22 protein-coding genes and 1 other RNA gene are annotated in these 24,913 nt (G+C 59.4%); 12 read left to right on the top strand and 11 right to left on the bottom strand.

Annotated features, from left to right (window positions below):
- The 3 genes from ACIQVE_RS13705 to ccoP all read left to right on the top strand — a co-directional run.
- Window positions 1-441: cbb3-type cytochrome c oxidase subunit II (locus ACIQVE_RS13705; RefSeq protein WP_402808996.1), on the top strand; the 441-nt coding region annotated here is incomplete at its 5' end.
- 5 nt (window positions 442-446) lie between these two features.
- Window positions 447-632 (top strand): CcoQ/FixQ family Cbb3-type cytochrome c oxidase assembly chaperone, encoded by a 186-nt coding sequence (locus ACIQVE_RS13700; RefSeq protein WP_003175465.1) that lies wholly within the window; start codon window positions 447-449, stop codon window positions 630-632.
- Window positions 629-1,612, top strand: a complete 984-nt coding sequence (gene ccoP, locus ACIQVE_RS13695) for a cytochrome-c oxidase, cbb3-type subunit III (RefSeq protein WP_402808994.1) — start codon at window positions 629-631, stop codon at window positions 1,610-1,612. Before ACIQVE_RS13700 ends, ccoP begins: the two co-directional genes overlap by 4 nt.
- A gap of 73 nt (window positions 1,613-1,685) precedes the next feature.
- Here ccoP and ACIQVE_RS13690 read toward each other — a convergent pair whose 3' ends face one another.
- Window positions 1,686-2,705: a metallophosphoesterase family protein gene (locus tag ACIQVE_RS13690; RefSeq protein WP_402808991.1), complete on the bottom strand. Its 1,020-nt coding sequence runs from the start codon at window positions 2,703-2,705 to the stop codon at window positions 1,686-1,688.
- A 523-nt stretch (window positions 2,706-3,228) separates the two neighbouring features.
- On the opposite strand from ACIQVE_RS13690, the gene ccoG reads away from it, so the two are divergent.
- The 6 genes from ccoG to hemN all read left to right on the top strand — a co-directional run bounded on the left by ccoG (window position 3,229) and on the right by hemN (window position 10,436).
- The gene (ccoG, locus tag ACIQVE_RS13685) at window positions 3,229-4,644 is read left to right on the top strand and encodes a cytochrome c oxidase accessory protein CcoG (RefSeq protein ID WP_402808988.1); all 1,416 of its coding nucleotides are present in this window, start codon (window positions 3,229-3,231) and stop codon (window positions 4,642-4,644) included.
- Window positions 4,645-4,655: 11 nt separating this feature from the next.
- The gene (locus ACIQVE_RS13680; RefSeq protein WP_402808986.1) at window positions 4,656-5,195 is read left to right on the top strand and encodes a FixH family protein; all 540 of its coding nucleotides are present in this window, start codon (window positions 4,656-4,658) and stop codon (window positions 5,193-5,195) included.
- Between the two features lie 299 nt (window positions 5,196-5,494).
- A complete protein-coding gene (locus ACIQVE_RS13675) occupies window positions 5,495-7,945 on the top strand; it encodes a heavy metal translocating P-type ATPase (protein WP_402808985.1) in 2,451 nt (816 codons plus the stop codon).
- Between the two features lie 22 nt (window positions 7,946-7,967).
- Window positions 7,968-8,180 carry a cbb3-type cytochrome oxidase assembly protein CcoS gene (gene ccoS / locus ACIQVE_RS13670; RefSeq protein ID WP_064116887.1) on the top strand — a complete coding sequence of 71 codons (213 nt, stop codon included), beginning with the start codon at window positions 7,968-7,970 and terminating at the stop codon, window positions 8,178-8,180.
- Window positions 8,173-8,856 (top strand): sulfite exporter TauE/SafE family protein, encoded by a 684-nt coding sequence (locus ACIQVE_RS13665; RefSeq protein ID WP_039770036.1) that lies wholly within the window; start codon window positions 8,173-8,175, stop codon window positions 8,854-8,856. The genes ccoS and ACIQVE_RS13665 overlap by 8 nt, the downstream gene beginning before the upstream one ends.
- 197 nt (window positions 8,857-9,053) lie before the next feature.
- Entirely contained in the window at window positions 9,054-10,436 is a 1,383-nt protein-coding gene (gene hemN, locus ACIQVE_RS13660; protein ID WP_402808982.1) for an oxygen-independent coproporphyrinogen III oxidase, read from the top strand.
- Here the strand turns inward: hemN and ACIQVE_RS13655 are convergent.
- Complete coding sequence (locus tag ACIQVE_RS13655) at window positions 10,433-10,915, bottom strand: hypothetical protein (protein WP_402808980.1); 483 nt, start codon at window positions 10,913-10,915, stop codon at window positions 10,433-10,435. The two genes, hemN and ACIQVE_RS13655, sit on opposite strands and share 4 nt — an antisense overlap.
- 154 nt (window positions 10,916-11,069) lie before the next feature.
- Between ACIQVE_RS13655 and fnr the strand changes: the two genes are divergently transcribed.
- Window positions 11,070-11,804 (top strand): fumarate/nitrate reduction transcriptional regulator Fnr, encoded by a 735-nt coding sequence (gene fnr, locus ACIQVE_RS13650; RefSeq protein ID WP_402808977.1) that lies wholly within the window; start codon window positions 11,070-11,072, stop codon window positions 11,802-11,804.
- Between the two features lie 78 nt (window positions 11,805-11,882).
- Window positions 11,883-12,431: an adenine phosphoribosyltransferase gene (locus ACIQVE_RS13645; RefSeq protein WP_402808975.1), complete on the top strand. Its 549-nt coding sequence runs from the start codon at window positions 11,883-11,885 to the stop codon at window positions 12,429-12,431.
- Between the two features lie 126 nt (window positions 12,432-12,557).
- Here the strand turns inward: ACIQVE_RS13645 and ACIQVE_RS13640 are convergent, their stop codons facing one another.
- The 5 genes from ACIQVE_RS13640 to dnaX form a co-directional block, all read right to left on the bottom strand.
- A complete protein-coding gene (locus ACIQVE_RS13640) occupies window positions 12,558-13,706 on the bottom strand; it encodes an acyl-CoA dehydrogenase family protein (RefSeq protein ID WP_402808973.1) in 1,149 nt (382 codons plus the stop codon).
- Between the two features lie 495 nt (window positions 13,707-14,201).
- Window positions 14,202-14,804, bottom strand: a complete 603-nt coding sequence (gene recR / locus ACIQVE_RS13635) for a recombination mediator RecR (RefSeq protein ID WP_402808971.1) — start codon at window positions 14,802-14,804, stop codon at window positions 14,202-14,204.
- A 66-nt stretch (window positions 14,805-14,870) separates the two neighbouring features.
- Entirely contained in the window at window positions 14,871-15,905 is a 1,035-nt protein-coding gene (locus ACIQVE_RS13630) for an NADP-dependent oxidoreductase (RefSeq protein ID WP_402808968.1), read from the bottom strand.
- Between the two features lie 263 nt (window positions 15,906-16,168).
- Entirely contained in the window at window positions 16,169-16,507 is a 339-nt protein-coding gene (locus ACIQVE_RS13625) for a YbaB/EbfC family nucleoid-associated protein (protein WP_042558527.1), read from the bottom strand.
- Window positions 16,508-16,575: 68 nt separating this feature from the next.
- A complete protein-coding gene (dnaX, locus tag ACIQVE_RS13620) occupies window positions 16,576-18,687 on the bottom strand; it encodes a DNA polymerase III subunit gamma/tau (RefSeq protein ID WP_402808966.1) in 2,112 nt (703 codons plus the stop codon).
- Between the two features lie 145 nt (window positions 18,688-18,832).
- Between dnaX and ACIQVE_RS13615 the strand changes: the two genes are divergently transcribed.
- Entirely contained in the window at window positions 18,833-19,582 is a 750-nt protein-coding gene (locus ACIQVE_RS13615) for a substrate-binding periplasmic protein (protein WP_402808964.1), read from the top strand.
- 213 nt (window positions 19,583-19,795) lie between these two features.
- Here the strand turns inward: ACIQVE_RS13615 and ffs are convergent.
- The 4 genes from ffs to zipA all read right to left on the bottom strand — a co-directional run bounded on the left by ffs (window position 19,796) and on the right by zipA (window position 24,816).
- Window positions 19,796-19,892, bottom strand: an RNA gene (gene ffs, locus ACIQVE_RS13610) — signal recognition particle sRNA small type.
- A gap of 188 nt (window positions 19,893-20,080) precedes the next feature.
- A complete protein-coding gene (locus ACIQVE_RS13605; RefSeq protein ID WP_402808961.1) occupies window positions 20,081-21,247 on the bottom strand; it encodes a putative zinc-binding metallopeptidase in 1,167 nt (388 codons plus the stop codon).
- 324 nt (window positions 21,248-21,571) lie between these two features.
- Entirely contained in the window at window positions 21,572-23,929 is a 2,358-nt protein-coding gene (ligA, locus tag ACIQVE_RS13600; protein WP_402808958.1) for an NAD-dependent DNA ligase LigA, read from the bottom strand.
- 86 nt (window positions 23,930-24,015) lie between these two features.
- The gene (gene zipA / locus ACIQVE_RS13595) at window positions 24,016-24,816 is read right to left on the bottom strand and encodes a cell division protein ZipA (protein WP_402809039.1); all 801 of its coding nucleotides are present in this window, start codon (window positions 24,814-24,816) and stop codon (window positions 24,016-24,018) included.
- Between the last annotated feature and the right edge of the window lie 97 nt (window positions 24,817-24,913).

Raw genomic sequence — 24,913 nt, 5'->3', positions numbered from 1 at the left:
GACGTTTCCATCGCCAAGGGGTGTGTCGGCTGCCACTCGCAGATGATCCGTCCGTTCCGTGCCGAAACCGAACGCTACGGCCACTACTCGGTTGCCGGTGAAAGCGTCTGGGATCACCCGTTCCTGTGGGGTTCCAAACGTACCGGTCCGGACCTGGCCCGTGTCGGCGGTCGCTACTCCGATGACTGGCAACGTGCGCACTTGTACAACCCGCGCAACGTGGTGCCTGAGTCGAAGATGCCGGCTTACCCGTTCCTCGTGGAAAACAAGCTCGACGGCAAGGAAACTGCCAAGAAAATGGAGGTCCTGCGTACGCTCGGCGTTCCTTACACCGATGAAGACATCGCCGGTGCTCAGGATGCCGTGAAGGGCAAGACCGAAATGGACGCGCTGGTGGCCTATCTGCAAGGCCTGGGCACCATCATCAAAAGCAAACGGTGATTTAGATGGATATCGGGATGATTCGTGGCCTGGGCACCGTTGTTGTGATGGTGGCCTTTATCGGTCTGGCGTTGTGGGTGTTCAGCCCCAAGCGCAAGTCGGAGTTTGAAGACGCGACCTTGCTGCCTTTTGCGGATGATCCCGAAGCCATCAAGCACGTCGAGCAAGCTTCTAGGAGTAACAAAGAATGACTACATTCTGGAGTCTGTACGTCACAGTCCTCAGTCTTGGCACCATCTTCGCCCTGACCTGGCTGTTGCTGTCGACCCGCAAGGGCCAGCGCTCCGAGCAGACGGACGAGACCGTCGGCCACTCGTTCGACGGGATCGAGGAGTACGACAACCCACTGCCGAAATGGTGGTTCATGCTGTTCGTGGGCACGATCATCTTCGCGCTGGGTTATCTGGTGCTGTACCCGGGTCTGGGTAACTGGAAAGGCCTGCTGCCGGGCTACAACTACCTCGATACCGAGAAGCAGACCGCGTTCGCCAACGGCCAGACCGGCTGGACCGGCGTGCACGAGTGGGAAAAGGAAATGGCCCGCTCGGACGCCAAGTTCGGTCCGATCTTCGCCAAGTTCGCGGCCATGCCAATCGAAGAAGTCGCCAAGGATCCGCAAGCACTGAAGATGGGTGGTCGCCTGTTCGCCTCCAACTGCTCGGTGTGCCACGGTTCCGACGCCAAGGGCGCCTACGGTTTCCCGAACCTGGTCGACGCCGACTGGCGCTGGGGCGGCGAGCCGGAAACCATCAAGACCACCATCATGGGCGGCCGTCACGCGGTAATGCCGGCGTGGGCTGAAGTGATTGGCGAGCAAGGCGTGGCCGATGTGGCCGCGTACGTGGTCACCAACCTCGATGCTCGCCCACTGCCGAAAGACACCAAGGCAGACGTCGCCAATGGCCAGAAACTGTTCGCCGCCAACTGCGTGGCCTGCCACGGCCCGGCGGGCAAAGGCACGCCAGCGATGGGCGCACCTGACCTGACCCACCCGGGCGCGTTCATCTACGGTTCGAGCTTCGCGCAATTGCAGCAGACCATCCGTTACGGCCGTCAGGGCCAGATGCCTGCGCAAGAACAGCTGCAAGGCAACGACAAGGTTCACCTGCTGGCCGCGTATGTTTATAGCCTGTCCCACGGCGAAAAAGCACCGGAAGCGAACGCCGAGTAAGGCTAACGCTTGAAGCATAAAAAACGGCCCCGTCATTTGACGGGGCCGTTTTCGTTTCAGTCCATGGTTACTGTCAGCGAACCGGAACAGTGGCGATCACCTTGCGTGATGGCCAGTTATTGTTAGACACCTGATGCACATTGAACGACTTTCGATCAGCAGCGAAGCTTGCTATCAAGTAAGTCTGATTGGACGCCCCTCCGCTCAGGAACACTGGAATATCGCCAAAGTATTCGTGCGTTCTCCAATCGGTATATTTCCCGGGATTGTTATGAAAGTGGCCGGCGAAAACGGCAGTGACCTGATAAAGCTCGACCATTTTCTTGAAACGGGCAATTTGTTTCGAGTTGCCCTGCCAGCGATCCGGCTTGTGCATATTGAGCAAAATTATTTTGCCCTGACTCCGCGCTTTCTGCAGGTCACGCTCGAGCCAGTCCAGTGCATTATTGATCTCGAAATTAATTCGAGAAAGAGGGAACCCCGAGGCAAAACTTACCGAATAAGTTGGTTCATTATTCAACTGAACCAGATGCACATCGCCGACTGACTTCGAATAGGCAAGACTTCCATAAAACACTTTTGTGCGCCCCTCACTTCTGGCCGCCAAGTCCATATCCACCTTGCCCCAATAACGCTCTTTTAGATCATTGACACTGCCCGCCGCACAGTTATTCTCCGGAAAGCCGCAATCATTGATGTTGTTCTGGTAATCGTGATTCCCCAAGCCATAGTCATAAATAACGCCTAACTGCGCATCCAGAATCGACCGGGTGGTGGCGCGCTCACCGCGATGACCGAACGCGGTCATGTCACCATTGATCATGACCGGGATATGGTTCGGATCACGACTAAAGTTCTTCCTGAAACTGGCGACATCCGAGTATTGCGTTTCAATCAGCCAGCGCGAGCGCTTGTCACGTTCGGAAGCGGACTCATCGACGCCGGAATCCGAGTTATCGGTCCAGGGGAATTGTGGATCCGACGTAAAGATTACGTGTCGAGGTAAATCAAGGGTTTCTGCCGCATTGACCGCTAATGCAGCAACGCTCAATAGCAGACTACAAAGCAGCCTGGCACTTGTTATAAAAAACATAAAATTGCGTTTCCATCATAAAAGTTAAGTTGTTCAACACTGTCGTGCTGTCAGCGCAAACTATTCCAGACGGAAAACCAAATCAAACTTCAGCAACAGATCAATTAAATAATGATATTTCTCGCTTATTTTCCCGACTGAACTTTCCTCACCGCCCTCATACAAACAACCTCAAAAAAATCTTTTATGATGTCGACAGCAAACACGCCTCCTTTACACCTTGCAACAGCATCACATTAGGCCAGTGCTCTGTAAGCCGATAGCATTCAGCAGCGACACCGCATCTCTCGCTGCGCTTCGGTTGCACGGTAGTCAGCGGTACGAAGGATTCGTCTATAGTCAATTGACCTGCATCAGGCTTTTCTGAATTCGCTACACCATCCAGATTTTTTCCCCAACGCGACCAAAGGTCGCACCCGTTCATCGGCGTGACAGGCGTATCATTGCGCCACTGCAACGCCCTTTCTGACCGCGGTTGGCACGTATCGACCGAGGCATTTTTCCACTGCCGTGGGATGCAATGATGAGTAACCAGATACCGGTACACGACGTCACGCCACCGAGTAAAAACGCGAACAACAGCGTCGATCTTTACGCCTCTCGAGAAAAAATCTACACCCGTGCTTTTACTGGCCTGTTCCGCAATCTGCGGATGATGGGGGGGGCCGGTCTGTTCCTGCTGTATTTCGGTACGGTGTGGCTGAACTGGGGAGGCCATCAGGCGGTGTGGTGGAACCTGCCGGAGCGCAAGTTCTTCATCTTTGGCGCGACCTTCTGGCCGCAGGATTTCATCCTGCTTTCGGGGATTTTGATCGTCGCCGCGTTCGGGCTGTTTTTCATCACTGTGTATGCCGGGCGCGTCTGGTGTGGCTACACCTGTCCGCAAAGTGTGTGGACGTGGATTTTCATGTGGTGCGAAAAGGTCACCGAAGGCGACCGCAACCAGCGCATCAAGCTCGACAAAGCGCCGATGAGCGGCAACAAACTCCTGCGCAAATTCGCCAAACATTCGCTGTGGTTGCTGATTGGTTTTGTCACCGGCATGACCTTCGTCGGCTACTTCTCGCCGATCCGCGAACTGGTGTTCGAATTCTTCACAGGACAGGCCGATGGCTGGTCGTATTTCTGGGTCGGTTTCTTCACCCTCGCCACCTATGGCAACGCCGGTTGGCTGCGCGAGCAAGTGTGCATTTACATGTGCCCGTACGCCCGCTTCCAGAGCGTGATGTTCGACAAAGACACGCTGATCGTTTCCTACGACCCGCGCCGTGGCGAAAGCCGTGGCCCGCGCAAGAAAGGCGTCGACTACAAGGCCATGGGCCTGGGCGACTGCATCGATTGCACCATGTGCGTCCAGGTCTGCCCGACCGGCATCGACATCCGTGACGGCCTGCAGATCGAGTGCATCGGTTGCGCTGCATGCATCGATGCCTGCGACAGCATCATGGACAAGATGGATTACCCGCGCGGCCTGATCAGCTACACCACCGAACACAACCTGTCCGGCCAGAAAACCCATAAACTGCGGCCACGCCTGATCGGTTATGCCGTGGTGTTGCTGGCGATGATCAGCCTGTTGGCTGCCGCGTTCTTCATGCGTTCGCTGGTCGGTTTCGACGTCAGCAAGGACCGTGTGCTGTACCGCGAGAACGCCGAAGGCCGGATCGAAAACGTCTACAGCCTGAAGATCATGAACAAGGACCAGCGCGACCATACCTATCTGCTGGAAGCCAGTGGTCTGCCGGACCTGCGCCTGCAAGGCAAACGCGAGATCAAGGTCGCCGCCGGGGATATTTTCAGCATGCCGGTCGAACTGTCGAGCGCACCGGAACAACTGCCATCGAGCACCAACGAGGTGAAATTCATCCTCAAGGATACCGATGACGACAGCGTCCACGTTGAAGCCAAGAGCCGATTCATCGGCCCACAAATTCGTTGAGAGAACTGAACATGCCCGCAGCAAACGCCGTAAGCCCTTGGTACAAGCACCTCTGGCCATGGATCATCATCGCGATTCTGGCCTGTTCGGTGACGCTGACCCTGTCCATGGTGACCATCGCGGTGAACAACCCGGACAATCTGGTCAACGACAACTACTACGAGGCTGGTAAAGGCATCAACCGCTCGCTGGACCGTGAGCTGCTGGCGCAGACCCTGAAGATGCGTGCAGCGGTGCATCTGGATGACGTGACCGGCGAAGTCGAGCTGCGCTTGAGCGGCGACAGCCAACCGAAAACCCTCGAGCTGAACCTGATCTCGCCGACCCAGCCGGAGAAGGATCGCAAGATCGTCCTGACCCGCAGCGAAACTGAAACGGGCCGGTATATTGGCCAGGTGAATGACAAAGTCGAAGGTCGTCGGTTTGTGGAATTGCTGGGTACGCAGGACGAGCACATCTGGCGGATGTTCGAAGAAGAACTGGTCAGCCACGACAAGGATCTGCTGCTGGGTGATGAACCGCTGCAAGGCGCGGAAGACCTGAAGAAGTAGATCAAGAGCCCCTCACCCTAGCCCTCTCCCGGAGGGAGAGGGGACTGATCTCTAGCGCTATCATGTCTTGTGTATGACAGCGACGATAGCGGCGACTGAACCTGTATTCCAGCCAACATCAACCCGCTCCCGCCGAGAGAAAGGGAGCTGATCTCGAACAGTGGTAAGTCTGTGACGATAGCGGCGACTGAACCTGTTTTTCCGGCTCACATCAATCGGCTCCCTCTCCCTCCGGGAGAGGGCTGGGGTGAGGGCAATCGGACCACCCAAATGCAAGGGCTAATTCCCCAGACGATGCCATGACCACCCCACTCCCCTGCTACCACTGCGCCCTGCCCGTCCCGTCCGGCAGCCGCTTTACCGCCGCCGTCCTCGGGGAGCCCCGTGAATTCTGCTGCCCTGGCTGTCAGGCCGTGGCTGAAGCCATCGTTGCCGGCGGTCTCGAAAGCTATTATCAGCATCGCAGCGAAGCTTCGGCCAACCCCGAAGCGCTGCCGGTGCAACTGGTCGATGAGCTGGCGCTATACGACCGCGCCGACGTGCAACAACCCTTCGTCCGCCACGAAGGCGATCTGGCCGAAACCACTCTGTTGATGGAAGGCATCAGTTGCGCCGCCTGTGGCTGGCTGATCGAGAAACACCTGCGCACGCTGCCCGCCGTGGCCGAAGCACGGTTGAACCTGTCCAATCATCGCCTGCACGTGAGCTGGGCCGATGGGCAGTTGCCGCTGAGCCAGATTCTCGCAGAACTGCGTCACATCGGTTACGCCGCGCATCCGTATCAGGCCGACCGCGCCAGCGAGCAACTGGCCAGCGAAAACCGTCTGGCCCTGCGCCAACTGGGTGTCGCCGGATTGCTGTGGTTCCAGGCGATGATGGCGACCATGGCCACCTGGCCGGAATTCAACATCGACCTCAGCCCCGAGCTGCACACCATCCTGCGCTGGGTCGCGTTATTCCTGACCACGCCGATTGTGTTCTACAGTTGCGCGCCGTTTTTCAAAGGCGCCATGCGCGATTTGCGCACGCGGCATCTGACCATGGATGTCTCGGTTTCACTGGCGATCGGTAGCGCCTATATCGCCGGGATCTGGACCGCTATTACCGGCGTCGGCGAGTTGTATTTCGATGCGGTGGGGATGTTCGCCCTGTTCTTGCTCGCCGGACGTTATCTGGAACGACGCGCCCGGGAACGCACCGCCGCTGCCACGGCGCAGTTGGTCAATCTGCTGCCAGCCTCGTGCCTGCGTCTCGACGATGCCGGCCAGAGCGAGCGCATTCTGCTCAGCGAGTTGCGTGTGGGCGACCACGTTTTGGTGCACCCAGGTTCTGTTCTGCCAGCGGACGGCAAGATTCTCGACGGCCAGTCGAGCATCGACGAATCACTGCTGACGGGCGAGTACCTGCCGCAATCGCGCACCCTTGGCGACGCGGTCACTGCTGGCACGCTGAATGTCGAAGGCGCGCTGACCGTCGAGGTGCTGGCGCTGGGGCAGGACACACGACTGTCGGCCATCGTTCGCCTGCTTGATCGCGCCCAAGCGGAAAAACCGCGACTGGCGGAAATAGCCGACCGCGCCGCGCAATGGTTTTTGCTGTTGTCACTGATCGCCGCGGCTGCCATCGGCCTGTTGTGGTGGGAGCTGGATTCGTCGCGGGCGTTCTGGATCGTCCTCGCCATGCTGGTCGCAACCTGCCCTTGCGCGCTGTCACTGGCGACCCCCACTGCACTCACCGCTGCCACCGGCACCCTGCACAAACTCGGCCTGCTGCTGACGCGCGGCCATGTGCTGGAAGGCCTGAATCAGATCGACACGGTGATTTTCGACAAGACCGGCACGCTCACCGAGGGCCGCTTGGTGCTGCGCTCGATTCGTCCTTTGGGCGCACTGGACAGCGACCAATGCCTGAGCCTTGCTGCCGCGCTGGAAAACCGTTCTGAACACCCGATTGCCCGTGCGTTCGGCCGTGCGCCGTTGGCCGCTGAAGACGTCCAGAGCACACCGGGGCTCGGCCTCGAAGGCGTGGTGGGCGAGCAACGTTTGCGTATCGGTCAGGCAGAATTTGTCTGCGCCCTCAGCGCCGCCACTGTCCCGGCGATGCCGGATGAGCCGGGCCAATGGCTGCTGCTCGGTGATGGTTCGGGGCCGTTGGCGTGGTTCGTCCTCGATGATCGTCTGCGCGACGATGCACCCGCCCTGCTCGCCGCGTGCAAGGCGCGTGGCTGGCGCACGCTGCTGCTGTCCGGCGACAGTTCACCGATGGTCGCCAGTGTCGCCGCCGAACTGGGCATTGATGAGGCCCGCGGCGGCTTGCGTCCGGATGACAAGCTGCAAGTGTTGCAACAGTTGCACAAGGAGGGTCGCAAAGTGCTGATGCTCGGCGACGGCGTCAACGATGTGCCGGTGCTGGCCGCCGCCGACATCAGCGTGGCGATGGGTTCGGCCACCGATCTGGCCAAGACCAGCGCCGACGCGGTGCTGCTGTCCAATCGCCTCGATGCGTTGGTGCAAGCCTTCACGCTGGCGCGGCGCACCCGTCGGGTAATCATCGAGAACCTGCTGTGGGCCGCGCTGTACAATGGCCTCATGCTGCCGTTCGCCGCCCTCGGCTGGATTACCCCGGTATGGGCCGCGATCGGCATGTCGATCAGTTCGTTGACCGTGGTGCTCAACGCCCTGCGCCTGACTCGCCTGCCGAGTTCGCCGCAAGCCTGCGCCCGATCAGAAACCCGTCCGCTGCCGGCCTGAGCCGCGCGGGCATGGAGTACAGATGCCAGCTCTCTACGTGATGATCCCGGCTGCCCTGCTGATCGTGGCCATCGCCGTGTACATCTTCTTCTGGGCGGTGGACAGCGGCCAGTACGACGACCTCGACGGTCCGGCCCACAGCATCCTGTTCGATGATCAGGATCCGAACCACACCGCAGCGGTGGACGAAGCCAACGCGCAAAAACCAGACGACAAGGCGCCACCTCATGCTTGAACTGGCACCACTGTTGGTGTCGGCGCTGATCCTCGGATTGCTCGGCGGCGGCCATTGTCTGGGGATGTGCGGCGGCTTGATGGGCGCACTGACCCTGGCGATTCCCAAAGAACAACGCAGTCGACGCTTTCGCTTGCTGCTGGCCTATAACCTGGGGCGCATCCTCAGCTATGCCACGGCTGGATTGCTGATCGGCCTCGCCGGTTGGGCGGTAGCCAACAGTCCTGCTGCATTGTTCATGCGTGTGCTGGCCGGATTGCTGCTGATTGCCATGGGCTTGTACCTGGCCGGCTGGTGGAGCGGCCTGACCCGCATCGAAAGCCTCGGGCGCGGTTTGTGGCGCTACATTCAGCCAGTGGCCAACCGTTTATTGCCAGTGTCGAGTTTGCCCCGCGCATTACTGCTCGGCGCGCTATGGGGCTGGCTGCCGTGCGGGTTGGTTTACAGCACGTTGCTGTGGTCGGCGAGCCAGGGCAATGCGTTGGACAGCGCGTTGTTGATGTTGGCATTTGGACTTGGCACTTGGCCGGTGTTGCTGGCAACCGGCCTGGCGGCTGAACGCGTCACGGCGCTATTGCGCAAACGCAGCGTGCGAATGGCCGGCGGCTTGCTGGTGATTCTGTTCGGGATCTGGACGTTGCCCGGCCCGCATCAGCATTGGCTCATGGGGCATTAGATCGGCGTTACGGCCTTCGCGAGCAAGCTCGCTCCCACAGGGTTTGTTTACGCTGCATATCCCCTGTGGGAGCGAGCTTGCTCGCGAAGAGGCCCGCATGACCAACCCATATCCTCCCCGTTGATGCAAATCAAGACGCCCCGCCGCGCCCGCCCCTAGACTCGCCACACTGCCAGCCTATCCGGGGGAATGCCCGCATGCTCGACGCCATTCGTTGGGACACTGATTTGATCCGCCGCTACGACTTGGCGGGGCCGCGTTACACCTCGTATCCGACGGCCGTGCAATTCAACAGTCAGGTCGGCACGTTCGATCTGTTCCATGCCCTGCGCGACAGCCGCAAGGCCCTGCGGCCGTTGTCTCTGTATGTGCATGTGCCGTTCTGCGCGAACATTTGCTACTACTGCGCCTGCAACAAAGTCATCACCAAGGATCGCGGCCGCGCACTGCCGTATCTGCAAAGACTCGAACAGGAAATCCAGTTGATCGGCTGTCACCTCGACCCAACCCAGAAAGTCGAGCAACTGCACTTCGGCGGCGGCACGCCGACCTTTCTCAGCCACGACGAACTGCGCCAATTGATGGCGCATCTGCGCAAGCACTTCAATCTTCTGGACGATGACTCCGGCGATTACGGCATCGAGATCGACCCGCGTGAAGCCGACTGGTCGACCATGGGCCTGCTCCGCGAGCTGGGTTTCAACCGCGTCAGCATAGGCCTGCAAGACCTCGACCCGGCGGTGCAACGGGCGGTCAATCGCCTGCAAAGCCTGGAAGAAACCCGCGCGGTGATCGACGCCGCACGCACACTGCAATTCCGTTCGATCAACATCGACCTGATCTACGGCCTGCCCAAACAGACCCCGGAGAACTTCGCCCGCACGGTGGAAGAAGTCATCAGCCTGCAACCGGACCGGCTCTCGGTGTTCAACTACGCGCACTTACCGGAACGCTTCATGCCGCAGCGGCGGATCAACAGCCACGAACTGCCGAGCCCCGCGCAAAAACTGGAAATGCTCCAACGCACCATCGAACAACTGACCGCCGCTGGTTATCGCTACATCGGCATGGACCACTTCGCCTTGCCCGACGACGAACTGGCGATCGCTCAAGAAGAACACACCTTGCAGCGCAATTTCCAAGGCTACACCACCCACGGTCATTGCGATCTGGTGGGGCTGGGCGTGTCGGCGATCAGCCAGATTGGCGACCTGTACTGCCAGAACAGCAGCGACCTCAACGAATACCAGAACACCCTTGCCTCAGCGCAACTGGCGACCAGCCGTGGTCTGGTGTGCAACGCCGACGACCGACTGCGGCGGGAAGTGATTCAACAGTTGATCTGCAATTTCAGCCTGAACTTCGCCGAGATCGAGCAACAGTTCAACATCGATTTTCAAGGTTACTTCGGCGCTCTGTGGCCTCAACTGCAAGAGATGGCCAAGGATGGCTTGATTATCCTTGATCGCGAGCGAATCGAAGTATTGCCGGCCGGGCGACTGTTGGTGCGCTCGGTGTGCATGGTGTTCGACGCTTACCTTGAACAGCAGAATCGCCAGCGCTTCTCGCGGGTGATTTAGTTTTTCATCAACAGCGAACCCACTTTCAGGTTCTGATCGGCCGTTAGCCCCGACTGGCCCACCACTTTGGACAAAGACAGATTGGCGGTAATAAGACCGGTGTTCAACGCGGCAATGGCGCCGCGCAGAGCGCCAACCTTGATGATCTTTTCTTCGTTGGAAAGACGCTTGTCGGCCATGACCTTTTCGATGAGCGCCTTTTTCTCGGCGATCTGTTTTTGCAATTTACGAATCATCTTCAGCAGTTGCTGGATGTTTTCGGGCAGACCGCTCTCTTCGATGTCGCGATTATCGCCACCCGCACCGGCCGACCTCTCGATTGAAGCACCGGACAGCGACACTTTGACGCCCTCGACCAAGGTCGGGGTTGCCTGTGCAGTCGAATCGGCGTCGTGGTGTTTGTCGTCGGTGTTTTTAAAGGTTTCCGACAGCGCCTCAACACCACTGCTAGCGGGGCCCAGCGTACCGATGGCAGCCATTGAATCGGTTCCTTCCAAAGCTCTGATAACAGTTTATCGGCCAATTGCCCTGCGGCTTTACGCCCGTGGGACAAACTCGCCATAGACTGGCCTGAATGTCCTCCCGTGAGTTACCCTTACGGCTTATGTGTGTTTTCCCACAAGGATTGAAGAAATGTCCGAGCCAGTCAAACTGCGCGCTCACAACCAGGCCCATTGCAAGGATTGCAGCCTGGCCCCCCTCTGCCTGCCACTTTCTCTGAATCTGGAAGACATGGATGCGCTGGACGAAATCGTTAAACGCGGCCGCCCGTTGAAAAAGGGTGAGTTCCTGTTCCGCCAGGGCGACACGTTTGATTCCGTTTATGCAGTACGCTCCGGCGCCCTGAAAACCTTCAGCCTGAGCGATGCCGGCGAAGAACAACTCACCGGCTTCCACCTGCCGAGCGAACTGGTCGGCCTGTCCGGCATGGACACCGAGAAACACCCGGTCTCCGCACAAGCGCTGGAAACCACCTCGGTGTGCGAAATCCCCTTCGAACGCCTCGACGAACTGGCCCTGCAACTGCCGCAGTTGCGCCGTCAGTTGATGCGCGTGATGAGCCGCGAGATCCGCGACGACCAGCAAATGATGCTGCTGCTGTCGAAAAAAACCGCCGACGAGCGCATCGCGACCTTCCTGGTCAACCTGTCGGCACGTTTTCGCGCTCGCGGGTTCTCGGCCAATCAGTTCCGCCTGAGCATGTCGCGCAATGAAATCGGCAACTACCTGGGTCTGGCGGTGGAAACCGTGTCACGGGTTTTCACGCGCTTCCAGCAAAACGAACTGATCGCCGCCGAAGGCAAAGAGATCCACATTCTCGATCCGATCCAGCTCTGCGCGTTGGCTGGCGGCTCGCTGGAAGGCTGATCTCGACCCGCGGCCGAGCGAATCGATTCAGCCGCGGGTATACTGCGCCGTTTGCAGCCCTGCCAGGACACCTCGACGATGGTCTTCGACTCCTTCGACATCAAATCCCTGATCCGCCCCGTGATCGACTTCCCGAAACCGGGCGTGATCTTTCGCGACATCACCCCGCTGTTCCAGTCGCCAACGGCCCTGCGCCTAGTGATGGACAGCTTCGCTCACCGCTACGTCGAAGCCGACTTCACGCACATCGGCGCGATGGATGCTCGCGGCTTTCTGATCGGTTCGGTATTGGCCTATCAGTTGAACAAGCCGCTGGTGCTGTTCCGCAAGCAGGGCAAACTGCCGGCGGACGTACTGGCCGAAGGTTACGCGACCGAATACGGCGAAGCGTTCCTGGAAGTGCACGCCGACAGCCTGTGTGAAGGCGACTCCGTGGTGATGTTTGATGACTTGATCGCGACCGGCGGCACGCTGATCGCGGCGGCCAACCTGATTCGCCGCATGGGCGCACGGGTGCACGAGGCGGCGGCGATTATAGATTTGCCGGAGCTGAACGGTTCGCAGCGTCTGCAGGACATGGGCATTCCGACGTTCTGCCTGACGCAGTTTGCTTTGACTGAAAAGTAAGCGGCGCCTGTAAGTACGCCTTCGCGAGCAAGCTCGCTCCCACAGTTGATCCCATTCCTCCAGTTGGAATGCGGTCGAATGTGGGAGCGAGCTTGCTCGCGAAGGGGCCGCCCGCTGCGACGCTGATCAAAGCCCCATCTGCTTACTGATGATCTCGTTCATCACCTCCCGCGTCCCGCCGCCAATCGACAAGATGCGGTTATCCCGGTACAGCCGCTCCACCAGACTTTCGCGCATGTAACCCAGCCCACCAAGAATCTGCACCGCCTCCGTGGTAATCCGGTCCGAGGTGTCCGTTGCAAAATTCTTGGCCATGGAAATCTCCTTGATCACACTCTGCCCCGCCGCCATTTTCGCCGCTTGCCGGTAAGTGAACTCACGCGAGACTTCCAGCGCCGTGGCCATTTCGGCGAGGCGATGCTTGATCACTTGAAACTTGCCGATCGGCTTGCCGAACGCTTCACGCTCGCGTGCCCACTTCAGGCTCTGCTCAAGCGCAAGCTGCGCGGTCATGTTGGCCATCAGAGCCAACGCCAGCCGTTCGCTCTGGAAGTTGCCCATGATGCAGGCGAAGCCCATGTTCTCGGCGCCGATCAAGTTTCCTACAGGCACCCGGCAATCGTCGAAGAACAATTCAGCCGTGTCCGATGCCCACCAGCCCATTTTCTTCAATTGCCGGCCGACGGTGAAACCCGGCGTGCCCTTTTCGATCAGCAGCAGGCTGATGCCGCCAAAACCCGGCGCGCCAGTACGCACCGCGACGGTGTAGAAGTCGGCACGCACGCCACTGGTGATAAAGGTTTTGCTGCCGCTGACCCGGTAGAAGTCGCCGTCACGTACGGCGCGGGTTTGCAGGTTGGCGACGTCGGAGCCGCCGCCGGGCTCGGTGACGGCAAGCGCACTGATCTTTTGACCACTGAGCACTTGCGGCACGACGCGATCACGCACTTCGGGCCGCGCCCATTTGACGATGGGTGGCAGGCCGATATCCAGCGAACCCAGCCCGGCCACCAAGCCGCCAGAGCCGCAGCGCATCAGCTCTTCACTTGCGGCGACCTTGGCAAACAGATCGCCTTCGTGACTGCCACCCAGTGCTTCGGGGTAACCAATGCCGAGGATACCGGCGGCACCGGCCTTCAAGTACAGCTCACGGGGGAAGCTTTCGGCTTCTTCCCACGCATCAATGTCCGGCAGGATCTCGCGCTCGACGAAACGTCTGACGCTGTCGCGGACCATTTGGTGGCTGGGGTCGAAGTATTCCTGAAAGGCAGGCATCGGCGAACTCCATCGAAGGGTTCGCCGACGTTAACCGAGCGCTTGCTTGGTTTTCAACATGATTGTGTGAATCAGGTACACCGAGGTGCGCCCATCGCTGGCAAGCCAGCTCCCACAGGGTCAGGTGTCGTTCACAAACTTTGTGATAAATCCCAAATCACTGTGGGAGCAATCTTGCCGGCTCCCACAGGAGCTCAATGTTGTTCACATATTTTTTGATCAACCCAAATCACTGTGGGAGCAATCTTGCCGGCTCCCACAGGGTTCGATGTTGTTCACATATTTTTTGATCGACCCAAATCACTGTGGGAGCAATCTTGCCAGCTCCCACAGGGCTCAATGTTGTTCACATATTTTTTGATCAACCCAAATCACTGTGGAAGCAATCTTGCCGGCTCCCACAGGGTTCGATGTTGTTCACATATTTTTTGATCAACCCAAATCACTGTGGGAGCTGGCTTGCCAGCGATGGCGTCGGACTTAACACCACATAAATCAGAGGGCGATCGGTTTACGCCCGGCAAACGAATGCGCCAGCGTCCCGCCGTCCACCAGTTCCAGCTCACCACCCAGCGGCACACCGTGGGCAATGCGCGAAGCGATCAGGCCTTTGTTGTTGAGCAACTGAGCGATGTAATGCGCGGTCGCCTCGCCTTCCACCGTCGGGTTGGTGGCCAGGATAACTTCGGTAAACGTGCCCGCTTCTTCAATCCGCGTGATCAACTGCGGAATGCCGATCGCCTCAGGCCCGAGGCCATCGAGCGGCGACAAATGCCCCTTGAGCACGAAATAACGCCCACGGAACCCGGTCTGCTCGACCGCGTAAACATCCATCGGTCCTTCCACCACGCACAGCAAGGTGTCGTCGCGGCGGGTATCGGCGCACTGCGGGCACAGATCGTCTTCGGTCAGCGTGCGGCACTGGCGGCAATGCCCTACCCCTTCCATGGCCTGGCTCAACGCTTGGGACAGGCGCAGACCGCCGCTGCGGTCACGTTCGAGCATTTGCAACGCCATGCGCTGGGCGGTTTTCTGACCCACACCCGGCAAAATTCGCAGGGCATCGATCAATTGGCGAATCAAAGGGCTGAAGCTCATGGGTAAAAAGTCCGACAAAACAACGAGACGCGGTTTATACCCGCGCCTCTGGCCAGCGTCAAATACTCAGTCCTGGGCAACCCGCACGACCAGTTTGCCGAAGTTGCGTCCTTCCAGCAGACCGATAAACGCCTCGGGCGCCTGCTCCAGGCCTTCCACCACGTCTTCACGGAATTTGACCTTGCCGTCGCGCACCCACGGCACCATGTGACTGATGAATTCCGGCTGACGATCACCGTAGTCATCGAACACGATGAAGCCTTGAATCCGCACACGCTTGGTCAGCAACGTGCGTTGCAGCATCGGCAAACGATCCGGGCCTTGCGGTGCTTCGTGGGCGTTGTAACCGGCAATCAGGCCGCACAGCGGAATGCGCGCCTTGGGATTGAGCAGCGGCACCACAGCATCGAAGACATGACCACCGACGTTCTCGTAATAGATGTCGATGCCATCGGGACAGGCCTCGGCTAACTGCGCGGCGAAATCCGCAGCCTTGTGATCGATACAGGCGTCGAAGCCCAATTCCTCGACCACGTATTTGCACTTATCAGCGCCACCGGCCACGCCGACCGTGCGCAGACCTTTGATCTTCGCCACTTGCCCGACCACCGAGCCTACAGCGCCGGACGCGGCAGCCACCACCAAGGTTTCGCCCTCCTTTGGCTGACCGATGTCCATCAATCCCATGTACGCCGTCATGCCGGGCATGCCCAGCACACCGAGGGCCATCGACGGACTCGGCAGCCCGGACGGGATCGGCATGATGTCGCGCCCGTCGCTGATGCTGTGGCTCTGCCAACCGGTGGCACCGACGACCAGATCACCTTCGTGGAATTTCGGATGACGCGAACGTTCGACACGGCTGACAGCGCCACCGGTCATCACCTCGCCGATTTGTACCGGGGCGGCGTAGGACGGAGCGTCACTCATGCGCCCGCGCATGTAGGGATCGAGCGACAGGTAAAGGGTTTTCAGCAACACCTGGCCATCTTCAAGATCCGGCAGCGCTTCGCGCTCCAGCCGAAAGTTCTCGGGGGTCGGCGCGCCAACCGGGCGCGAGGCCAGCACAAAGCGCTGGTTGAGGGTCAGAGGGTCGGACATGTCAGCGTCTCCTGTGAATGATGAATTCGACGGTATAGGGAGCAGACCTTTGTGGCAGTGGCGGGTTCGATGTTTGTTCAATCAGACCGGGGTAACTTCTTCGCGAGCAAGCTCGCTCCCACATTTGCAATGCATTCCCCTGTGGGAGCGAGCTTGCTCGCGAAGGCGTCCCCACCGTCAACACACATCTCATCTGCCAGAAACAAAAATGCCAGGCGCAATGCCTGGCATTTTGTGTAGCTCATCTGCCGCCGGATGGCGAATCAGAATGGCAGTTTCATACCCGCTGGCAGGTTCATGCCGGCAGTCATGCCGCCCATTTTTTCCTGGCTGTTGGCTTCGATCTTGCGCACCGCGTCGTTGACGGCAGCGGCAACAACGGCCTCGAGCATTTCCTTGTCGTCTTCGCTCAAGCCTTCGACCAGGCTCGGGTCGATGCTCACGCTTTTCACGTCGTGACGACCGGTCATCACCACGGTGACCATATCGCCACCGGCTTTACCGGTGACTTCGGCGTTGGCCAGTTCTTCCTGCATCTTGGCCATTTTTTCCTGCATCTGCTGCGCCTGCTTCATCAGGCCGGCCATGCCACCTTTCATCATGGGAATCACCTCAAAAGTACTTGGATCAAAAACAGCGCCCGGCGATTAAGACCGAACGCCTTCAGTTATTAGCCCTGAGCGACCAGAGCGTCGACAGGTTCAATAGTATCGCTTCGCACGACCGCGCCGAACTGCTGAACCATTTGCTGGATGAACGGATCACCGTGGATCGATTCTTCCGCTTCGCGCTGGCGATTGACGCGCCGACGCGAGGCAGCCTGTGCCGGGGTTTCCTGCTCAGGCTTGATCAGTTCGATGGTCAGGCCCAGCGTGCGGCCATGGTACTGATTCAACGCATCGTTGAGACGACGCTGTTGAGTGGCATTGAACAGTGCACTGTGCGCCGGGTCCAGGTGCAGCAACCAATGTTCGCCATCGACCGCGATCAATGTGCAGTTGGCGGCGATGCTGCCGGTCATGCCGGAAATCGGTAGTTTCGGGAACAACTCCAGCCACTGCAACGCCAGACCCGTGGCCGGCATCGCAGCGGGCTCAGGCTCGGGTTCCGGCGCCGGTTCTGCGGCGTGTTCGCTGGCCAGCTCATCGAGGTAGCTGTAGGCCGAATCCATGTCCGGCTCGATGTAATCCTCGTCCAGCGGTGGCTCATCGTCCATGTCCATGCCCGGTGTGGCGGCATCGACATCGGCGACTGTCGGCTCAAGGCTCGGCGCGACGGCCAGCTCCGGCGCGTCCGGAACGACGCTGTCCGGGGTCGGCAGCGGCATCGGCGCCAGCTCTGGTTGCTCGGCGGCAGTCTCCAGCACCGGCTCGACGGCAGGTTGCTGCACCGGCTCGGGCTCAGGTTCTACCGGATCGTTCCAAGGCAAATCGATGACAGCTTCGACGGCGACTGGCTCGGGTTCTGGTTCTGGTTCCGGCGCAAGTTCGGGCTCATCTGCAACTACAGGCTCGGGAGCTGGTGAAGGTGCAGCCACTGGCGCTGGGGCAGGCGTAACCACTGGCGCTGGAACGGGCGCAACAGCCGCAGCGACCACCGGCGCAGCTTTAGGCACGGCAGCCACGGAGTTTGCGGAATCAACTGTGGCCTGGCTGATCCCCACTGGCTTTAGCGGTTGCCTCGGGGCGTCCGCGGTGTCGGCGGGCCTAAAGGCCAGCATCCGCAGCAAGACCATTTCGAAACCGCCACGCGGGTCCGGTGCCAGCGGCAAATCGCGGCGCCCGATCAGGCCCATCTGGTAATAGAACTGCACATCTTCGGCCGGCAAGGCCTGCGCCAATGCCAACACCCGATCGCGGTCGCCATGGCCGTTGTCGACACCGTCCGGCAGCGCCTGAGCGATGGCCACACGGTGCAACACATTGAGAATTTCCGAGAGCACGCCGTTCCAGTCCGGCCCCTGCTCAGCCAAGTGACGCACGCCTTCGAGCAACGCCTTGGCATCACCTTCGATCAAGGAGTGGAGCACGTCATAAACCTGGCCGTGATCCAGCGTGCCGAGCATCGCCCGCACGTCGGTGGCCATAACCTTGCCTTCGCCGAACGCGATGGCCTGGTCGGTCAGGCTCATGGCATCACGCATCGAGCCGTCAGCGGCACGACCCAGCAGCCACAGCGCGTCGTCTTCGAACGGCACGTTTTCGGCGCTGAGGACGTGGGTCAAGTGCTCGACCACACGCTCAGGCGTCATGTTCTTCAGTGAGAACTGCAGGCAGCGCGAAAGAATCGTTGCCGGAAGTTTCTGCGGGTCGGTGGTCGCCAGGATGAACTTGACGTACGGCGGCGGTTCTTCAAGGGTTTTGAGCAGCGCATTGAAGGAATGGCTGGAGAGCATGTGCACTTCGTCGATCAGGTAGACCTTGAAGCGCCCGCGGCTCGGCGCGTACTGCACGTTATCGAGCAGCTCGCGGGTGTCTTCGACCTTGGTGCGGCTGGCGGCGTCGATCTCGATCAGGTCGACAAAACGACCTTCATCGATTTCGCGGCACACCGAACATTCGCCACACGGGCTGGAAGTGATACCTGTCTCACAGTTCAGGCATTTGGCAATGATCCGCGCAATCGTGGTTTTACCCACCCCGCGCGTACCGGTGAACAGGTACGCGTGGTGCAGCCGCTGGCTGTCCAAGGCATTGATCAGAGCCTTGAGCACATGGGTCTGGCCGACCATTTCGCGGAACGAGCGCGGACGCCATTTACGTGCAAGAACCTGATAACTCATCGAAAACCGTCGCAACGAAGGAAGCTGAAGCGGCTAATGCTAGCGGAGCAAGGGCAAAATTGCATCCGGTGTCCTTCTCTAATATGGCTAAGCTGCATGAGCAGAGGCTTTTATCGGCTCGGGATCGCGAATTACCGGAGCATTTATGCGTTGGGCCGTGGGGGCAATGCTAGGGATGAGCCTAAGCGTAACGGCAGCGGAAACACCGCTGCGTTTCGCCGTGCCCGACAGCTGGGCGATGCCGATGGTGCAACTGGAACGCGGCCGCCCGACTCAGGGCATCCTGTACGACATCATGCTCAGCTTGGCCACTCAGGTCGGCGTGCCAGCGCAGTTTGTCGTCCTGCCTCGCACGCGGGTGCAAAGTTCGATGGAACACGGCGAGATCGATGTGCGCTGCTATGCCGCACAATCCTGGCTGCCGAATCAGTCCGGCGATTACATCTGGAGCCTGCCGCTGTTGTTTCAGCGTGATTTGCTGATCAGCCGTCAAAAACAGCCAGCCAACACCGATCCAGCCCAACTGCCCCGCCAATCAATAGGCACCGTGCTCGGTTACAGCTACCCCACGCTGCAACCGCTGTTCGATGCCGATCAACTGCAACGTGAAGACGCGCGCAATCAGGAACAGGTGCTGGAAAAATTGCTGGCCGGGCGTTATCGCTACGCCGTGAGCAACCAGTGGACGCTGGACTGGTTCAACCAGCGCCTGACGCCGGAGCAGCAGCTGCACGGCGTGGCGGTGCTGCAAGAGCAGCATGTCGGCTGCTATGTGAGGAATGATCCGACAGTGCCGGTGCAGCGGATTTTACGGACGCTGCTGCGGATGAAAATGTCGGGGGAGATTGATGAGATTATTCAGCTTTATACCGGCAAGCCTGAGGATTACCGCTGAACCCTGTGGGAGCGAGCTTGCTCGCGAAGGCGTCGCGTCAATCGACATCAATATTGCATGACCCAGCGCATTCGCGAGCAAGCTCGCTCCCACATGATCATCGTCAACATGGAAATTCGTACTGCTTTGCTAAATCCCGGACACAAAAAAAACCGCAGTGAGTAAAACTCATGCAGTTCGGTTGAAGCGTTCGATTGTTCGTTAAGGTGGTAACCCCACCAGCCACACCCCGGCACACAATGTTCCCGTTGTGGCTGCTTCCTTCCGGATCTGACCAGGTTCACGGGTAATCGTTGCGGGGGGACCGATGGGGTCACCATAACGACGCTTGCCTGTCGGCGAGCCGCGCCATTGTACCTATCTGAGACGAAGTTACAACCGTTCGATCCAGATAAAAAACATGAACAGCTTCAAGGACATAAAGATCGCAGCCTGCCGCAGTCCCCACAGGACACGCATACCCCTGTAGGCGCTGCCGCAGGCTGCGATCTTTTGATCTTATTGCGCGGCTAATACTTCATCCGCCCTGCCGCCCGCCTGCTGGATCACCAGATGAATGAAATGCAGCTTGGCAATCGCCGCCGCCGGCAGCACGAACGGGTAGAAATCCGGCTGACCCATGCTGCGCGACAGTTCATTGAGCATGCCCGCAAGTTCGATCCACGCGTTGACGAATGACAGGAACGCCTCGCCACCCGGGTGTTGCGGGTCGTACAACGTGCTGGTCGGAAACGGCTGGTAGTCGAAATCCATTTCCCGCGCGCTCATGCCGAAACCCAGCGCGGTGTCTACAGCGTCCATCATGTGCAGGTAATGCGCCCAGGTTTCCGCCCAGTCTTCCCATGGGTGCATGGTCGCGTAGGCGCTGACGCAGTGCTGCGGCCAGTCCAGCGGCGCGCCCTGCTGATAGTGGCGATCAAGCGCCTCGGCGTAGCTGGCGCGCTCGTCGCCGAACAGGTTGCGAAACGAGCTGAGCCACGGGCCGTTGGCGATCAGGCGATCCCAGTAGTAATGCCCCACCTCATGGCGAAAATGCCCAAGCAGCGTGCGATACGGCTCGTGCATCTGCGCCCTCACCTGCTCGCGGTGGGCATCGTCGGCTTCTTTGATGTCGAGAGTGATCAGACCGTTGGCGTGGCCGGTCATGGGTGCGTTGCCTTCGAGGTCGACGCCGATGAAGTCGAAGGCCAGCCCGGTTTCCTCATCCACGGTTTTCGGGATGACCTGCAAGCCAAGGGTGATCAGTTGCGCGACCAGACGACGCTTGGCGATTTCGACTTTGCGCCAGCGTTCGGGGTTTTCCGGGATGGACAGGTCGGGAATGGTGCGATTGAGGTTGCAGGCGACGCACAGGGTGTCGTGACCATTGAACGGCAGCAGCCAGTTGCACGCGGCGGGTGTGTCGAGGTTGGCGCAGCGCAGAAACAAACCGTTGTCGAGATCGGCATCGAGCGTCCAGGTGCCCTCTTGCGGCCCCGGTTGCAGTGAGGTCAGGCGACTTTCTTCGGGTTGATAACCGAGCAATGCGTTACAGGCCAGGCATTGGCTGTTACGAAAGAACAACGACTGGCCACAGCGGCATGGCCAGACTTTGCTGTTGCGTGAGGACTCGGCCATGAACGGCGCGACGATGCGAGAACTGAGCTGCTCGAAAAAGCGGTACATGGTGATCTCTCCCTGGGTCTTGCCAAGACTAGATCATTGCCATGACAACATCGTTCCCGCGCATAACCGCATTGCTGGTGATACCACCACAGGTATTGTCCAGCACTGTGGAGCCAGGCAGAACCCTTGTGGCGAGGGGATTTATCCCCGCTGGGTTGCGAAGCGACCCCAAAACCATCCGCCCTCATTCAGTCAGACACACCGCGCAGACTGGTTTTGCGACGACTGCGTCGCCGAACGGGGATAAATCCCCTCGCCACAAAAGCCCTCACTTCTTCAAGGCCCTGCTTTCCCGAAGGCTTCACTTTTCCTAAAGAGGGAGTTTCAGGCGGAAATGCCATGGGTTTTGAGGAAGGCGATAAACGCCTCTTCATCCATCACCTTCACGCCCAGCTCATTGGCCTTGGTCAGCTTCGAACCGGCTCCCGGCCCTGCCACCACGCAATGGGTTTTCGCCGAAACGGAACCGGCCACTTTCGCGCCCAGGCTTTCGAGGTGATCTTTAGCCACATCGCGACTCATCAACTCGACCTTGCCGGTCAGCACCCAGGTCTCACCAGACAGCGGCAAGCCTTCGACGACTTTCTTCTCGCTCTGCCAGTGCATGCCGAAATCACGCAGCTGTTTCTCGGCGTCCAAGGCAAGCTGACGATGCTGCGGCACGGCAAAAAACTCGCGAACCGAATTCGCCTGTTTCTCCGGCAACGCCTGACGCATGTCCAGCCAGTCGGCATTCATCACCGCTTCGAGCGAACCAAACTTGTCTGCCAGTTTTTGCGCCCCGCCCGGGCCGACCGAGGGAATGTGCAGCTTGTCGAGGAAGCCACCCAGCGTGGTGCTGGCGGCGAACTCGGCGCCCAACTCGCCCTGATCCTGAATCAGCAAACCATGGCCGAGCAATTCGCTGATCACCTGCTGGTTATGCGCGTCTTCAAAGAAGCTGTGAATCTCGTGTGCCACTTCCAGCCCCACATCCGGCAGGTAGGTCAGCACTTGCGGCAAGGCTTGCTGCACGCGCTCCAGCGAACCGAGCGAGCGTGCAAGCACCTTGGCGGTCTCTTCGCCGACATCGGGAATGCCCAGCGCATAGATGAACCGCGCCAGCCCCGGCGTCTTGCTGTCGGCAATCGCTGCCAGCAATTTGTTGCTGGAGACTTCGGCGAAACCTTCCAGATCGACGATGTCGTCGAACTTCAGTGCGTACAGATCAGCCGGTGAACTGACCAGACCTTCGTCGACCAATTGCTCGACGCTCTTGTCGCCCAGACCTTCGATGTCCATCGCCCGGCGCGAAACGAAGTGAATGATCGCCTGTTTCAGTTGCGCGCCACAGGCCAGCCGCCCGACGCAGCGATACACCGCGCCTTCGCTGACGGTTTCTTTACCCTTGCTGCGCTTGATCAGTTGCGTACGCTCGACATGGGAGCCGCATACCGGGCAGTTTTCCGGGATCGCTACCGGCCGCGCATTTTCCGGACGACGCTCGGTGACCACTTGCACCACTTGCGGAATCACGTCACCGGCGCGGCGGATGATCACGGTGTCGCCGATCATCAGGCCCAGCCGTGCTACTTCATCCATGTTGTGCAACGTGGCGTTGGCCACGGTGACGCCCGCAACCTTGACCGGTTTCAAACGGGCTACCGGGGTGACGGCGCCGGTGCGACCGACCTGGAATTCCACGTCGAGCAACTCGGTGAGTTCTTCCATCGCCGGGAATTTATGCGCGATCGCCCAACGCGGTTCGCGAGCGCGGAAGCCCAGCTCACGCTGATCGGCAATGCTGTTGACCTTGAACACCACGCCGTCGATTTCGTAGCTCAGCGAATTGCGTCGTGCGCCGATGTCGCGGTAGTAATCCAGGCACTCGCCAATGCCTTTGGCCAGTTTCAGTTCATGACTGATCGGCATGCCCCACTTCTGCAACTGCTTGAGGTTGCCGATGTGTGTGTCGGAAATATCGTGAGAGACCTGACCGATGCCGTAGCAGCAGAATTCCAGCGGACGGTTGGCGGTGATCTTCGAATCGAGCTGACGCAGACTACCGGCCGCCGCGTTACGCGGGTTGGCGAAGGTCTTGCCGCCAACTTCCAGTTGCGAGGCGTTGAGGCGCTCGAAACCGGCCTTGGACATGAACACTTCACCGCGCACTTCCAGCGTCGCCGGCCAGCCTTCGCCGTGCAGCTTCAGTGGAATGTTGCGCACCGTGCGTACGTTGACGCTGATGTCTTCGCCGGTGGTGCCGTCACCGCGCGTGGCGCCACGCACCAGCACGCCTTCCTGATACAGCAGGCTGACCGCCAGGCCATCGAGCTTCGGCTCACAGCTGTATTCCACCACCGCGCTGCCGCCGAACAGATCACCAGCCGGCAGATCCAGACCTTCGCTCACCCGACGGTCGAACTCGCGCATGTCGGTTTCTTCAAACGCGTTGCCGAGGCTGAGCATCGGGACTTCGTGACGCACCTGTGTAAACGCGGTGAGCGCTACGCTGCCGACGCGCTGGGTCGGCGAATCGCTGGTGATCAGGTCGGGATTGGCCGCTTCCAGCGCCTTGAGCTCGTGAAACAACCGGTCGTACTCGGCGTCCGGAATACTCGGCTCGTCGAGGACGTGATAACGGTAGTTGTGCTGATCGAGTTCAGCACGCAGCGCTAGAATGCGGTTTTCGGCGGCGGTCATGGGTGTTCTCTCATAAAGCAAAAGAGCAGCCGAGGCTGCTCAATCTATATTGCTGATTGCCCCGGACAGCGAGGCAATCTTTGAAATCAACGCTTGTGGGTCAGGGCGCGACGTTCGAATTCGACGATGCGCTGACGGTAGTGCTCGATGGTTTGCGCGGTCAGAACGCTGCGCTGATCATCTTTCAGCTCGCCGTTCAATTCCTGCGACAGCTTGCGGGCTGCGGCCACCATCACGTCGAAGGCCTGCTTCGGGTGACGCGGGCCTGGCAGGCCAAGGAAGAAGCTCACCGCCGGGGTGCTGAAATGGTCGATGTCGTCCAGATCAAAGATGCCCGGCTTGACCGCGTTGGCCATGGAGAACAGCACTTCACCGTTGCCGGCCATGCTTTCGTGACGGTGGAAAATATCCATCTCACCAAAACGCAAACCGCTTTCCAGAATGTTCTGCAACAGCGCAGGGCCTTTGAAGCCGGCGGCGTCACGGCAGATCACACTGATCACCAGAACTTCTTCGGCTTGAGGTTGATCCTTTTCGACCACGGCTGGCGCTGGCTTGGCGTCATCAGCGAAGTCATCACGGCTGCTGAAGCTCGGGCCGTCCAGATCGAGGTCGAGGTTCAGGTCGCCCTGGGCCGGACCGTTGCCGCCGCGCTTGCCACGTTTGCCACCGGATTCGCGAGGCTCGCGTGATTCGCGGGCCGGCATGCTCACCGACGGCAGATCGTGTTCGTCCAGTTGCGGTTCTTTGTGCGTGTCCAGTACGCGGGCCGGGCCCAACAGCTCAGGGCTGGTGTCCTCGTCCGGCAGATTGGACAAACTCCGATCAAGACGGAATTTCAACTTTCCCTTGCCGCCGCGCATACGGCGCCAGCCATCGAAAAGAATACCTTATATAACAATGATTACTATGTCTATTAGGAAGTGGGTCTTTTAGTTTTAGATTTTTTTTCTTGGTTTTTTTATATTTGGTGTAATTTTATTT

It is taken from the genome of Pseudomonas sp. NPDC098747, assembly GCF_044760045.1.
Classification (GTDB): Bacteria; Pseudomonadota; Gammaproteobacteria; order Pseudomonadales; family Pseudomonadaceae; genus Aquipseudomonas.
This window is presented reverse-complemented; position numbering and strand designations above follow the sequence as displayed.

Excerpts from the sequence above, each read along its gene's own strand:
- ACIQVE_RS13700 (WP_003175465.1), top strand. The coding sequence starts at position 447 with ATGGATATCGGGATGATTCGTGGCCTGGGCACCGTTGTTGTGATGGTG.
- ccoP (WP_402808994.1), top strand. The coding sequence starts at position 629 with ATGACTACATTCTGGAGTCTGTACGTCACAGTCCTCAGTCTTGGCACC.
- ACIQVE_RS13690 (WP_402808991.1), bottom strand. The coding sequence starts at position 2,705 with ATGTTTTTTATAACAAGTGCCAGGCTGCTTTGTAGTCTGCTATTGAGC.
- ccoG (WP_402808988.1), top strand. The coding sequence starts at position 3,229 with ATGAGTAACCAGATACCGGTACACGACGTCACGCCACCGAGTAAAAAC.
- ACIQVE_RS13680 (WP_402808986.1), top strand. The coding sequence starts at position 4,656 with ATGCCCGCAGCAAACGCCGTAAGCCCTTGGTACAAGCACCTCTGGCCA.
- ACIQVE_RS13675 (WP_402808985.1), top strand. The coding sequence starts at position 5,495 with ATGACCACCCCACTCCCCTGCTACCACTGCGCCCTGCCCGTCCCGTCC.
- ccoS (WP_064116887.1), top strand. The coding sequence starts at position 7,968 with ATGCCAGCTCTCTACGTGATGATCCCGGCTGCCCTGCTGATCGTGGCC.
- ACIQVE_RS13665 (WP_039770036.1), top strand. The coding sequence starts at position 8,173 with ATGCTTGAACTGGCACCACTGTTGGTGTCGGCGCTGATCCTCGGATTG.
- hemN (WP_402808982.1), top strand. The coding sequence starts at position 9,054 with ATGCTCGACGCCATTCGTTGGGACACTGATTTGATCCGCCGCTACGAC.
- ACIQVE_RS13655 (WP_402808980.1), bottom strand. The coding sequence starts at position 10,915 with ATGGCTGCCATCGGTACGCTGGGCCCCGCTAGCAGTGGTGTTGAGGCG.
- fnr (WP_402808977.1), top strand. The coding sequence starts at position 11,070 with ATGTCCGAGCCAGTCAAACTGCGCGCTCACAACCAGGCCCATTGCAAG.
- ACIQVE_RS13645 (WP_402808975.1), top strand. The coding sequence starts at position 11,883 with ATGGTCTTCGACTCCTTCGACATCAAATCCCTGATCCGCCCCGTGATC.
- ACIQVE_RS13640 (WP_402808973.1), bottom strand. The coding sequence starts at position 13,706 with ATGCCTGCCTTTCAGGAATACTTCGACCCCAGCCACCAAATGGTCCGC.
- recR (WP_402808971.1), bottom strand. The coding sequence starts at position 14,804 with ATGAGCTTCAGCCCTTTGATTCGCCAATTGATCGATGCCCTGCGAATT.
- ACIQVE_RS13630 (WP_402808968.1), bottom strand. The coding sequence starts at position 15,905 with ATGTCCGACCCTCTGACCCTCAACCAGCGCTTTGTGCTGGCCTCGCGC.
- ACIQVE_RS13625 (WP_042558527.1), bottom strand. The coding sequence starts at position 16,507 with ATGATGAAAGGTGGCATGGCCGGCCTGATGAAGCAGGCGCAGCAGATG.
- dnaX (WP_402808966.1), bottom strand. The coding sequence starts at position 18,687 with ATGAGTTATCAGGTTCTTGCACGTAAATGGCGTCCGCGCTCGTTCCGC.
- ACIQVE_RS13615 (WP_402808964.1), top strand. The coding sequence starts at position 18,833 with ATGCGTTGGGCCGTGGGGGCAATGCTAGGGATGAGCCTAAGCGTAACG.
- ACIQVE_RS13605 (WP_402808961.1), bottom strand. The coding sequence starts at position 21,247 with ATGTACCGCTTTTTCGAGCAGCTCAGTTCTCGCATCGTCGCGCCGTTC.
- ligA (WP_402808958.1), bottom strand. The coding sequence starts at position 23,929 with ATGACCGCCGCCGAAAACCGCATTCTAGCGCTGCGTGCTGAACTCGAT.